General features: G+C 65.6%; 10 protein-coding genes and 2 tRNA genes. 5 read left to right on the top strand and 7 right to left on the bottom strand.

Annotated features, from left to right (window positions below):
* Positions 1 to 118: 118 nt before the first annotated feature.
* Together CH276_RS00175 and CH276_RS00170 are read right to left on the bottom strand one after the other, a co-directional pair.
* Positions 119 to 652, bottom strand: coding sequence for a MarR family winged helix-turn-helix transcriptional regulator (locus CH276_RS00175; protein ID WP_032393535.1), 534 nt, complete (start codon positions 650 to 652; stop codon positions 119 to 121).
* Positions 653 to 687: 35 nt separating this feature from the next.
* On the bottom strand, positions 688 to 2,031 hold the full coding sequence (locus CH276_RS00170; protein WP_094632254.1) for a DUF2254 domain-containing protein: 1,344 nt from the start codon (positions 2,029 to 2,031) through the stop codon (positions 688 to 690).
* Between the two features lie 105 nt (positions 2,032 to 2,136).
* Here CH276_RS00170 and CH276_RS00165 point away from each other — a divergent pair.
* A tRNA-Cys gene (locus CH276_RS00165) sits at positions 2,137 to 2,207 on the top strand.
* 49 nt (positions 2,208 to 2,256) lie between these two features.
* Here CH276_RS00165 and CH276_RS00160 read toward each other — a convergent pair.
* The 5 genes from CH276_RS00160 to CH276_RS00140 all read right to left on the bottom strand — a co-directional run bounded on the left by CH276_RS00160 (position 2,257) and on the right by CH276_RS00140 (position 5,556).
* On the bottom strand, positions 2,257 to 2,844 hold the full coding sequence (locus CH276_RS00160; RefSeq protein ID WP_094632252.1) for a class I SAM-dependent DNA methyltransferase: 588 nt from the start codon (positions 2,842 to 2,844) through the stop codon (positions 2,257 to 2,259).
* Between the two features lie 14 nt (positions 2,845 to 2,858).
* Positions 2,859 to 3,752, bottom strand: a complete 894-nt coding sequence (locus CH276_RS00155) for a hypothetical protein (RefSeq protein WP_094632250.1) — start codon at positions 3,750 to 3,752, stop codon at positions 2,859 to 2,861.
* Positions 3,753 to 3,812: 60 nt separating this feature from the next.
* A tRNA-Arg gene (locus CH276_RS00150) sits at positions 3,813 to 3,885 on the bottom strand.
* 67 nt (positions 3,886 to 3,952) lie between these two features.
* Positions 3,953 to 4,675, bottom strand: a complete 723-nt coding sequence (locus CH276_RS00145) for a DUF305 domain-containing protein (RefSeq protein WP_094632248.1) — start codon at positions 4,673 to 4,675, stop codon at positions 3,953 to 3,955.
* Positions 4,675 to 5,556, bottom strand: a complete 882-nt coding sequence (locus CH276_RS00140; RefSeq protein ID WP_094632246.1) for a DUF3105 domain-containing protein — start codon at positions 5,554 to 5,556, stop codon at positions 4,675 to 4,677. Before CH276_RS00140 ends, CH276_RS00145 begins: the two co-directional genes overlap by 1 nt.
* A gap of 231 nt (positions 5,557 to 5,787) precedes the next feature.
* On the opposite strand from CH276_RS00140, the gene argS reads away from it, so the two are divergent.
* Genes argS through thrC form a run of 4 tightly spaced genes read left to right on the top strand, consistent with a single transcriptional unit; the run spans position 5,788 to position 11,220 of the window.
* Positions 5,788 to 7,440 carry an arginine--tRNA ligase gene (gene argS, locus CH276_RS00135; RefSeq protein ID WP_045194459.1) on the top strand — a complete coding sequence of 551 codons (1,653 nt, stop codon included), beginning with the start codon at positions 5,788 to 5,790 and terminating at the stop codon, positions 7,438 to 7,440.
* Positions 7,437 to 8,858, top strand: a complete 1,422-nt coding sequence (gene lysA, locus CH276_RS00130) for a diaminopimelate decarboxylase (protein WP_094632244.1) — start codon at positions 7,437 to 7,439, stop codon at positions 8,856 to 8,858. The genes argS and lysA overlap by 4 nt, the downstream gene beginning before the upstream one ends.
* Entirely contained in the window at positions 8,855 to 10,156 is a 1,302-nt protein-coding gene (locus CH276_RS00125) for a homoserine dehydrogenase (protein ID WP_032393511.1), read from the top strand. Before lysA ends, CH276_RS00125 begins: the two co-directional genes overlap by 4 nt.
* Positions 10,153 to 11,220: a threonine synthase gene (gene thrC, locus CH276_RS00120; protein ID WP_027497914.1), complete on the top strand. Its 1,068-nt coding sequence runs from the start codon at positions 10,153 to 10,155 to the stop codon at positions 11,218 to 11,220. Before CH276_RS00125 ends, thrC begins: the two co-directional genes overlap by 4 nt.
* Positions 11,221 to 11,232 lie beyond the last annotated feature (12 nt).

Genomic DNA, 11,232 nt, shown 5'->3' with positions numbered 1-11,232 from the left:
CCCCCAACACCAGTACCCCGCCCCGCCCTTCAGCAGCTCGACTCCGCCCTGTTCCCAGTGCAATTGGATCACGAACGGTACGGGTGTGCCATTGTCTTGTGACGAGTCACCATCGAACTCAGAACGATGTGGTTATGTCATCACTGTCGAAATCGCCTGCATCCGAACGCAGTTCCGCCAGGATCCGAACGAGCGCCATCAACTTGTCACGCGCCAGCCCGGGGCGTGCGAACACCAGTGAGTTCAGGCGCTCGGTGGCCTCGACCGCCAACGTGCGTCCCTGCTCGGTGATTTCGACCAGCGTGGTGCGCCGATCGCTCGGATGCGGGATGCGTCGAACGTATCCCACCGACTCGAGGCGATCGACAGCGTTGGTCACGCTCGTGGGATGCACCTGCAGACGTGCGCTTGCCTTCGCCATCGGAAGAGCGCCGTTCTTGGTGAAGGTCAACAACGTCAGCAATTCGTAGCGCGAAAAGGTCAGTCCCGTCGGCTTCAACGCTTCCTCGACCCGTGCCAGCATGATCTGCTGCGCACGCATCAACGACGTCACCGCGGCCATACCGTCGGCGGCCTCGGACCAGCCGTGCTTGGTCCACTGGCGGTGTGCCTCTGCAATGGGATCGAGGGGAAGCGGGGACGGTGCTGGCATACCGACCATCCTCCCACGGTGCCCGCTTCCGGCGTCTACCGAATCACGACGCGAGGTACTGCGAGCGGAACTCGATCCGTGATCGCCACGCGGGCGAGCGAGATCTGCTCTCGGGCTTCGACTGTGCGGGCGGTGTCGGTGTCGCCGGATGCCAGTGCGCGGTCCAGCAGGTCCAGCTGGGTCAGTACGGCATCGACGTTCTCGGAGGACTGTGCCGCGCGACCCACTCGTTCGGCCAGACGTATGCCTGCCTGCACCACCATGGGGCTGCCGGTGCCGTAGATCCGCACGGCATCGAGGGCATGGTCGATCAACGACGGAACGGCAACGCGGCGGGTGATCACCCGCACGGTGCCGTCGGAGCCGCGACGAGCACGAGAGGGCATGGGGCGCTGGACGACTGCGACGAGCCCGACCGTGAGATCGTCGATGGCATTGCGTGCCGTGTACGGATCGTTGACCCCCGTCGACAGAGCGCGTACCGCCATCTCGGTCATCTGCTCGACGGCGAAAGCGATGTCGTGTCGGGGTGTTCGACTAGTGCCGATGTCGAACGACCCTCGAACTCGTCCGATCGCGTCCGCCGAGATGTCTGCCGAGCGATCTGCCAGGACGTCGGCGAGCGGTTCACCGGCAACGACATGGTCACCGGGTACTCGATGAATGTCGATCAACGTGTCGGTGTCGGCAGCGATGTCCAACAAGCCGTTTTCGTCGATGTCGATGATCACCCCGGACTCCTCGGCCAACACCGTCGTGTAGACGGGCGGCTTGACGATGCCCTCCGCCGATGCCGCATCGGCGGGCTGCTCGGGTGGGTAGAGCGCGTCGACGGACTCGGACAGTTCGTCCCGGACGCGGGCGGACAGCGTCGCCACCTGGATCGACTGCGCGATGTGATGGATGAAGTAGACGAGCACACCCACGTCGACCACCGCGAGCGCCACCGCGACGTTCACGGCGATGTCCGGCACGAAGACCGACCCGTCGGATTCGATCGAGCGAATCGACCGCAGCACCATCAGCGAGTACAGGAACGTGGCACCGAAGATGCCGAGCACCACCTGGTTCCCGCGATCGGCCATGAAGTTGCGCACCAGGCGGGGGCCGTACGAGGAGCTGGCGGTGGCGAGAACCGAGATGGTGATGGAGAACGACGTCGCCGCCACGCCGAGCATCGACCCGCCGATCGCACCGAGGATGTCGCGGCTACCGCTGGCACCCACGTGATAGAGCAGCGAGCCCGTCAGATCCACGCGGGTGTCCAGCAGGTAGCGATCCAGACTCACCAGTGCCTGCGCGAGCACGAGTGCGACAACTCCGAGGACGGCAGGAATGAACCAGAACGATTCTCGCAGCTTGGCCAAGTGTTCCTTCATGACGCACAGTCTTCCCCTGGGCGTCCGAACCAACCCTCGGGGTTCGAATCACGGCGATCGAAACTGTGGGCCGCGCCCACTCGATACGGCATCGTCATCGGTGATGCGGGTGTGGCCGAGTGGCTAGGCACCGGCCTGCAAAGCCGTTCACACGGGTTCGAATCCCGTCGCTCGCTCTGTTCGATCGAGGCCGACCAGCAATGGTCGGTCTCGATTCGTTTCGCATCAGGCCAGCAGAGCGGGCTTGCGTGCCACGGTGACGGCCCAGTCCGCGTCGTCGTGCCAGGGCCGCAGATCCCAGGTCGCGAATCTGTGTTCGAGGACGAAGCCGGCCGCCGCCAGATCCGCGTCGAGCATGTCGACGGTGTACTCCCGATCGGTGGCGAATCCGGCGACGAACACCCCGCCACCGGTCAGGTGTGCCCAGATGCGTTCGAGCGCTGCGCGTTCGGTTCCGGGTTTCATGAAGACCAGTACGTTGCCCGCGGCCACGGCCGCGTCGAAGGTCCGGCCGAGATCCAGCGTCGTCAGATCGGCGACGTGCACGTCGAGTTCGGAATGTGCGCGCGCTGCCTCGGCCAGAACCGGATCGAGATCCACTGCGGTCACCCGGTGTCCGCGTCGGGCCAACTCCGCGCCGAGTCGGCCGGTGCCGCATCCTGCGTCGAGAATGCTCGACGCGGGGGAGACCACCGCGTCGACCATGCGGGCCTCGCCGTGCAGATCCACACCGCGTTCGGCCAGGCGGTCGAAACGCTCGATGTAGCGTGCGGAATCGTCTGCGGAGTTCTCGGCCTGCCAGCGTGTGGTCACCCCGTCAGCGTAGGTCAGCTCAGTTCCTCGAGGGCGGACTGGGCTTCGGCGACGCGTGCGCGGGCCGCCTCGAGTACCTCCGCCGTCGACTCCGCCTGTAGGACACTGGCCTCGTTCGCTTCTCGCGCAGCCTGCGCGGTGGCCCTGGCTGCCTCCAACTGGAACTCGATTTGCTCTACTTCCGCTGCAGCACTGTGTAATTCGGACGCCGTTCGTTCGGTGTCGGTTCGGGCGTCCTCGGCTTCGGTTCGTGCGGCATCGAGATCGGATTCGGCCGATTCGAGTTCGGCGAGCAGCCGGTTCCGTTCGGCTTCGTCCGCTTCCTGCCGGTCGTCCTCGATCTCCGAAGACGGCGAGTCGGACTCGTCGGACTCTGCACCGTCATTCTCGTCGGGCGGGTCGGGAACGAGGGAGAGCAGCGCAGGTCCGAAGCCGCTGTACGTTTCGGCCACTACGGTTCGGCCGGCACGCACGCGGTCGCGTATCTCGGCATCGGCCATCGCTGCGTTCAGGGTGTTGGAGATCTCGCGGGCAGCGTTGTCGCCGACGGTGGTCCCGGTCTCGCGTCCCAGCGAGACTGCACGATCGGTCAGGGCGCGTATCGAAGTGCTTCGAGCAGTGGACAATTCACGCAGCCGGGGGCCGTCGCCGCGCTGCTGGGCTCGTTCGAGTTGCTCGCCCAGATCGAACAGTTCGGCCAGAGCCGATTCGTCTCGCCGAGCGAGTGTGTTCACCAACCACGCCACGACCGTGGGCTTGCGGAGGGCACCGATGCGGGTGGCACCGGCTTTGTCGCCGGCCTTCTTGAAGCGGGAAACGTATGCGGTGCGGTGCGAGACGAAATCGGTGGGAGGGAGCGAATACAGATCGTCGACGACGGTGTCGATGTGGGGGAGATCCTCGGACATCGAAGTCCACCGTCTCGTTCGAGCAGCCACCGTACGACAGTGAACTGCGTGAAAGATGTGTGCCCCCGGCAGGATTCGAACCTGCGGCCTTTCGCTCCGGAGGCGAACGCTCTATCCCCTGAGCTACGGGGGCGCACCGGCAAACCGGTGTGCCTGTTGGGCTGTACGAAAGACTAGCGCATCCGGGACGCGAGTCGAAATCACCCCTCGGGCAGCGGCTGCGCACCCTTCTCAGCGAGCATCTGCTTCATCAGCGTCGACTCGCTGGTCTGGGTGGCAACCATGGACTTCGCCAGATTGATCACCGCAGGTGACTGCGCGTGCGTCTGCGCGTACTCCATCATCGCCAGGCCGCCCTCGTGGTGGCGCAGCATGAGCTGGAGGAACATCACGTCGACGTCCGAGCCGGTGGCTTGGCGAAGCGCGGCGAGTTCGGCCGAACTGGCCATTCCCGGCATGGCGCGGGTGGGGTCAGAGGATCCGGGATCCATGGACATCCCGCCCATCGAGTGACCGTGCGAGTCGTCCTCGGCCATCCAGGTCATGTAGCCGTCGGTCGAGATCGGTGCTCGATCCCACAGGGCCAACCAGCCCTGCATCTGTCCCACCTGGTTCTGCTGCGAGGTCAGCATGTCGAACGCCAGGTTCTTGACGGCCTGATCGGAGGCGTTGGTCAGCGCCACCGCGGCCATCTCGATGGCCTGGTTGTGGTGCACGGTCATGTCCTGAGCAAAGCCGACATCGACCGAGTCCGCGGCCGGTGCACTGTCGTCGCCGCCCAGTGGACTCTGCACCAGGAAGCCCACGGCGAAGCCGATCACGAGGACGGCGATCAGCGCAAGGGCCACCAGCGCGGTGCGCTGGCTCGGCTTGGTCGCAGACGTGGTGGCCTCCGCATTCTCGGTCGGTGTCGGTGCGGTCATCAGTTCGCGGGGATCTGGAGATCGCTGGGCAGCTGCATCCCGCCGGTGCCACCGGCCTCGCTGGCGTCGGGAGTGATCCCGGCACCGTCCATCGGCACCGCGTCCGCGCCGGGAGCGGAGGCATCGAACAGCGGCGGGTTGTCGGGATCGAAGCCGTCACCGCTGGTGTTCGGGACGGACGCGCAGCTGGCGCCGACCTCCGGGTAGGCGAAGCGATTGAGTCGAAGTGCAGAGATGAACTGTCCGATGCGTTCGTCGTCCACGCTGTCCAGCTTGAGCTGGTGGCCCCACGACTGCAGCGAGACCGGGGAGTCGAGGCCGGGGTACGGCGACATCATCATCTGCGTTTCACCGTCGACGCGATCGGCCAGCGACTGGATCTGGTCCGCGTTCAGATCGTCGGGGTTGTAGGTGACCCACACGGCACCGTGCTCGAGGGAGTGCACGGCATTCTCGGTGCGAATGGCCTCGGGATAGACGATTCCCGTACAGGTGGCCCACACGGCATCGTGCGGTCCACCGAACGGCGGCGACTGGTCGTAGGCGACCCGCTGCGTGCGCCCGACGTGTAGAGCCGCGGGGTACTCCTGCACGGTCACACCCTCGATGCCCGTCGACGGATCCTGATTGGCCTCGCTGGGTGCGAACTTCTGCGCCTCGGCTCGGTCCTGGTACTTCGGATACAGATTGATCCCGAGGCCCGCTACGAGACCGACGACAACGACGACACCGGCAACCGTCAGCCAGGGAATCTGCCTGCCCGTGGCGGTGGGCACACCGCCCTTCTTCTTGCGAGCTGACTTCTTGTTGGCTGCATTGATGGCTTTGTCTGCCTTCGCAGCCGACTTGTTCTGACTGCCTTTGTCGGGACCCGTTGGCATCGCTGTAGTTGCTCTCTCAGTCGAGGAAAGGTGGTGGTCGGTTGCGCTGGTGCTGCGTATCTGCTGGTGACGGCATCATTGGATGAGCGTCGGCGCAGAGCGTCCTCACTGTACGTTCTCTGCCTGAGAGCGTGCTCAGAGCCTGCGCGGACCGCGTCGGCCGAGGCTGCTCGCGGGCAGACGGGCAGTGGATGCGAGGACGCCGCGCACCAGCCAATAGGATAGCTACCTGTGACTCCCGCCGATCTTGCCGAACTGCTTCACGCGACCGCCGCGAAGGTGCTTGCCGACCGCGGCCTGGATGCATCCGTCCTGCCTGCGAAGCTGACCGTCGAGCGTCCCCGAAATCCCGAGCACGGCGACTACGCAACCAACGTGGCACTGCAGGTCGCGAAGAAGGCCGGAGCCAATCCCCGCGACTTCGCCGGCTGGCTCGCCGAGGCTCTCGCCGCCGACGCCGCCATCGCCGATGCCGACGTCGCAGGGCCCGGATTCCTGAACATCAGGCTGGCCGCCGCAGCGCAGGGCGAGATCGTCGCCCGCGTACTCGCCGCAGGTGCGGCATTCGGCAACGGTTCCACGATGGCAGGCAAGAAGGTCAACCTCGAGTTCGTCTCGGCCAACCCGACCGGCCCGGTGCACCTCGGTGGTACCCGGTGGGCCGCCGTCGGCGATGCACTCGGCCGCATCCTGACCGCCCACGGAGCAGAGGTCACCCGCGAGTACTTCTTCAACGATCACGGCGCTCAGATCGCGCGCTTCACTCACTCGCTCATCGCCGCAGCGAAGGGTGAGCCTGCACCCGACAACGGCTACGCGGGTGAGTACATCGCCGACATCGCAGCGCACGTGCTGGCCGAGCGACCCGACGCGCTCGCACTGGACACCGAGGCCAGGGAGGAGGCGTTCCGGTCCATCGGCACCGAGCTGATGTTCGATCGGATCAAGGCGAACCTGCACGAGTTCGGTGTCGACTTCGACGTCTACTTCCACGAGAACTCGCTCTTCGAGTCCGGGGCCGTCGACAAGTCGGTCGAATACCTCAAGACCTCGGGGAGCCTCTACGAGAAGGACGGGGCCTGGTGGCTGCGGTCCACCGACTTCGGTGACGACAAGGATCGCGTCGTCATCAAGAGCGACGGCAACGCCGCCTACATCGCCGGCGACATCGCCTACTTCCAGAACAAGCGGCAGCGCGGCTTCGACCTGTGCATCTACATGCTCGGAGCAGACCACCACGGGTACATCGGACGGCTCAAGGCGGCCGCGGCTGCGTTCGGAGACGACCCCGAGACCGTCGAGGTGCTCATCGGCCAGATGGTCAACCTCGTCCGCGACGGCGTGGCCGTGAAGATGAGCAAGCGTGCCGGAACCGTCATCACCCTCGACGACCTGGTCGAAGCCATCGGCGTCGATGCTTCCCGGTACGTGATGATCCGTTCGTCCGTCGACTCGAGCATCGACATCGACCTCGCGCTGTGGGCGAGCGCGAGCAACGAGAACCCGGTGTACTACGTCCAGTACGCCCACGCCCGCCTTGCCTCGCTCGCACGCAATGCCGCCGAACTGGGAATCAGCGCTCAGCAGCCGGATCTGAGCCTGCTCACCCACGAGCAGGAAGGCGAGTTGATCAGGACGATCGGCGAGTATCCACGAGTGGTGGCCAGCGCCGCCGAACTACGCGAACCACACCGGATCGCCCGCTACCTCGAGGAGCTGGCGGGGGCGTACCACCGCTTCTACGGTGCGTGTCGAGTACTTCCACAAGGAGACGAGGAGCCCGGACCTGTGAACACCGCACGACTGGCGTTGGGGAACGCGACCCGGCAGGTCCTGGCCAACGGCCTCGAACTGCTCGGCGTCAGCGCACCGGAGCGCATGTGAGCGCACATCCGGCAGGACCCAAACATGCCGATTCCCCCGCGAAAGAGTCGATGTCCCATCGCCCGGCCGACGCGTCGGAGATGACGACGCTGCCCGAGCAGGTGTGGCCCCGCAACGCCGAGCGCGGTGAGGACGGCACCGTCCGTCTCGCCGGAGTGTCGGTCACCGAGCTCGCAGAGCAGTACGGCACACCGTTGTTCGTCGTCGACGAAGACGACTTCCGTTCGCGCTGCCGTGAAATGGCGGCAGCGTTCGGGGCACCCGAACGAGTTCACTACGCCTCCAAGGCTTTCCTGTGCGGAGAGATCGCACGTTGGGTGGCCGACGAAGGACTCTCGCTCGACATCTGCTCCGGGGGAGAGTTGGCCATCGCGTTGGCTGCCGGATTCCCGGCCGATCGAATTGCCATGCACGGCAACAACAAATCGGTCGTCGAGCTCGAGGCGGGCGTGCGCGCAGGCGTCGAACATGTGGTACTCGACTCCAACATCGAGATCGATCGACTCGACGACGTCGCCGGAGCGGCCGGTGTGGTGCAGGACGTGCTGATCCGCATCACCGTCGGTGTCGAAGCGCATACGCACGAGTTCATCGCTACCGCGCACGAGGACCAGAAGTTCGGCTTCTCGCTCGCCGACGGCTCGGCGCTCGACGCCGTCCGGCGCGTGTTCGCTGCCGACAACCTTCGCCTCGTGGGACTGCACAGTCACATCGGTTCGCAGATATTCGAGGTCGACGGCTTCGAGCTGGCAGCGCACAAGGTCATCGGGCTGCTCCGAGACATCGTCTCGGAGTTCGGCGTCGACAAGACCTCCCAGATCTCGACGCTGGATCTCGGTGGCGGCATGGGCATTTCGTACGTGCCGACCGACGACCCGCCGCCGGTGGAGCAGCTCGCGGCGAAGTTGACCGCCATCGTCGAGACGGAATCCGCCGCGGTGGGACTGCCTGTCCCGACGATCGCCGTCGAACCCGGCCGCGCCATCGCCGGACCGGGCACCGTCACGCTCTACGAGGTCGGCACCATCAAGGACGTCACCGTCGACAAGACGACGCGCAGGCGCTACATCAGCGTAGACGGCGGCATGAGCGACAACATCCGAACCTCGCTGTATCAGGCCGAATACGATTGCCGGCTGGTCTCGCGGACGAGCGAAGCCGAGGCGCTCGTGGCTCGGGTGGTCGGAAAGCATTGTGAGAGTGGCGACATCGTCATCAAGAACACGTGGATGCCAGCGGACGTCGGCCCGGGTGACCTGCTCGCGGTAGCGGCCACCGGGGCCTACTGCTACTCCATGTCCAGTCGCTACAACCTGCTGACGCGGCCCGCTGTGGTTGCGGTCAAGGACGGGCATTCGCGCCTGATCCTGCGGCGGGAAACCATCGAAGATCTGCTCAGCTTGGAGGTTCAGCCATGACATCGAAGCCGATAGGCGTCGCCGTACTCGGACTCGGAAACGTCGGCAGCGAGGTCGTTCGGATCCTCACCGAGAACGCCGAGGACTTCGAGGCGAGAATCGGTGCGCCACTCGAGATTCGGGGCATCGCTGTGCGTCGGGTCGACGGTGATCGTGGAGTTCCGCCCGAGCTGCTCACCGACGATCCGGCCGAACTCGTCGGCCGCGACGACGTCGACATCGTCGTCGAGGTGCTCGGTGGAATCGACATTCCCCGCAAGCTGGTGCTCTCTGCCCTGGAGAAGGGTAAGTCCGTCATCACGGCCAACAAGGCCCTGCTGGCCGAGTACACCGGAGAACTGGCCGACGCGGCCGAGAAGTCGCGCGCCGACCTGTATTTCGAGGCCGCCGTGGCCGGAGCCATTCCCGTGGTTCGCCCGCTGATGCAGTCCCTCGCAGGTGACCGCGTGAACAAGGTCGCCGGCATCGTCAACGGCACCACCAACTTCATCCTCTCGGCCATGGACGAGACCGGAGCGGACTACGCCGAGACCCTCGCCGAGGCAGGGCGTCTGGGCTACGCCGAGGCCGACCCGACCGCCGACGTCGAAGGCTACGACGCTGCATCGAAGGCCGCGATCCTGGCGTCCATCGCGTTCCACACGCGGGTCACGGCCGGTGACGTCTACCGCGAGGGCATCAGCAAGATCACCGCGGACGATCTCGAGACCGCGAAATCCCTGGACTGCACCATCAAACTGCTGGCCATCTGCGAGCGAATCGTCACGCCCAAGGGCAAGGAGCGAATTTCGGCTCGGGTCTACCCAGCGCTCGTTCCGCTGAACCACCCGTTGGCAGCGGTGAACGGTGCGTTCAACGCCGTGGTCGTCGAAGCAGAGGCGGCCGGCCGCCTGATGTTCTACGGCCAGGGTGCAGGCGGTGCGCCGACCGCGTCCGCGGTACTCGGCGACCTGGTGATGGCCGCTCGCAACAAGTTCTACGGCGGACGGGGCCCACTCGAATCCAAGTACGCCAAGCTCAAGGTGGCCCCCATGGGTGACATCCTCACTCGCTACTACGTCAGCATGCAGGTCGCGGACAAGCCGGGCGTTCTCGCCACGGTGGCGGCCGAGTTCTCCAAGCGCGACGTCAGCATTTCCACGGTGCGTCAGCAGGGCTCGGGTGACGGAGCCAGGCTCGTCGTCGTCACGCACCTCGCGGCCGATTCCGCACTGTCCGACACCGTTGCATCCCTCGAGCAGCTCGACGTCGTCGTCAACGTCGCCAGCGTTCTCCGATTGGAAGGCACCACCGTATGAGCGTCCACACCCCCTGGCCCGGTCTGATCGAGGCATACCGCTCCCGTCTGGCGATCGGCCCGGACTGGAAGACCGTCACGCTGCGCGAGGGCGGAACGCCGTTGTTGCCTGCCGGGCACCTGTCCGAACTGACTGGGTGCACAGTGCATCTGAAGGTCGAGGGACTCAACCCCACCGGTTCCTTCAAGGACCGAGGGATGACCATGGCCGTCACCGACGCGCTCGCCCGAGGCCAGGAAGCCGTTCTCTGCGCCTCGACCGGCAACACCTCGGCCTCCGCGGCAGCGTACGCGGCCAAGGCCGGAATGAGCTGTGCCGTGCTGGTTCCGCAGGGCAAGATTGCCATGGGCAAGCTCGCTCAGGCAGTCATGCACGGAGCCAAGATCATCCAGGTGCAGGGCAACTTCGACGATTGCCTCGAACTGGCCCGCAAGACGACGGCCGAGTTCCCGACCATCGGCTTGGTCAACTCCGTCAACCCCGTCCGCATCGAAGGGCAGAAGACCGCAGCCTTCGAGATCTGCGACGCCCTCGGCGACGCACCGGACATCCACGCACTGCCGGTCGGCAACGCGGGAAACATCACCGCGTACTGGCGTGGCTACTCGGAGTACTTCCGTGACGGTCTCACCACGCGCAAGCCGCGGATGCTCGGAGTCCAGGCCGCGGGCGCGGCTCCTCTGGTTCACGGTGCGCCGGTGAAGGATCCGGAAACGATCGCCACCGCAATCCGGATCGGTTCGCCCGCATCCTGGAACGGTGCCGTCAATGCCAAGGAAGAGTCGAACGGAGCATTCCGCGCAGCGACCGACGAGGAGATCCTCGAGGCGTACCGGTTGATCGCGAAGACCGAAGGTGTGTTCGTCGAGCCCGCCTCCGCGGCCAGTGTCGCCGGACTCCTGGCAGCTCGAAAGGAAGGCTGGCTGGAGCCGGGCCTGACCGTCGTGTGTACGGTCACCGGAAACGGCCTCAAGGATCCCGACACTGCGCTGTCGGGAATGCCTGTCGTAGAGCCGATTTCGGTCGATCCCGTCGCTGTCGCGGCTGCGCTCGAGCTGGCCTGAGTTGACGGAATC

Source organism: Rhodococcus sp. 06-470-2, assembly GCF_002258235.1.
Taxonomy (GTDB): Bacteria; Actinomycetota; Actinomycetes; order Mycobacteriales; family Mycobacteriaceae; genus Rhodococcoides.
Note: the sequence above shows the minus strand (reverse complement) of the source record. Positions and strands in the feature narration are given on the sequence as shown.

What these genes read in the sequence shown, in the direction of transcription:
- CH276_RS00125 (WP_032393511.1), top strand. Translation starts at nt 8,855, where the DNA reads ATGACATCGAAGCCGATAGGCGTCGCCGTACTCGGACTCGGAAACGTC.
- thrC (WP_027497914.1), top strand. Translation starts at nt 10,153, where the DNA reads ATGAGCGTCCACACCCCCTGGCCCGGTCTGATCGAGGCATACCGCTCC.
- CH276_RS00140 (WP_094632246.1), bottom strand. Translation starts at nt 5,556, where the DNA reads ATGCCAACGGGTCCCGACAAAGGCAGTCAGAACAAGTCGGCTGCGAAG.
- CH276_RS00175 (WP_032393535.1), bottom strand. Translation starts at nt 652, where the DNA reads ATGCCAGCACCGTCCCCGCTTCCCCTCGATCCCATTGCAGAGGCACAC.
- CH276_RS00155 (WP_094632250.1), bottom strand. Translation starts at nt 3,752, where the DNA reads ATGTCCGAGGATCTCCCCCACATCGACACCGTCGTCGACGATCTGTAT.
- CH276_RS00145 (WP_094632248.1), bottom strand. Translation starts at nt 4,675, where the DNA reads ATGACCGCACCGACACCGACCGAGAATGCGGAGGCCACCACGTCTGCG.
- CH276_RS00170 (WP_094632254.1), bottom strand. Translation starts at nt 2,031, where the DNA reads ATGAAGGAACACTTGGCCAAGCTGCGAGAATCGTTCTGGTTCATTCCT.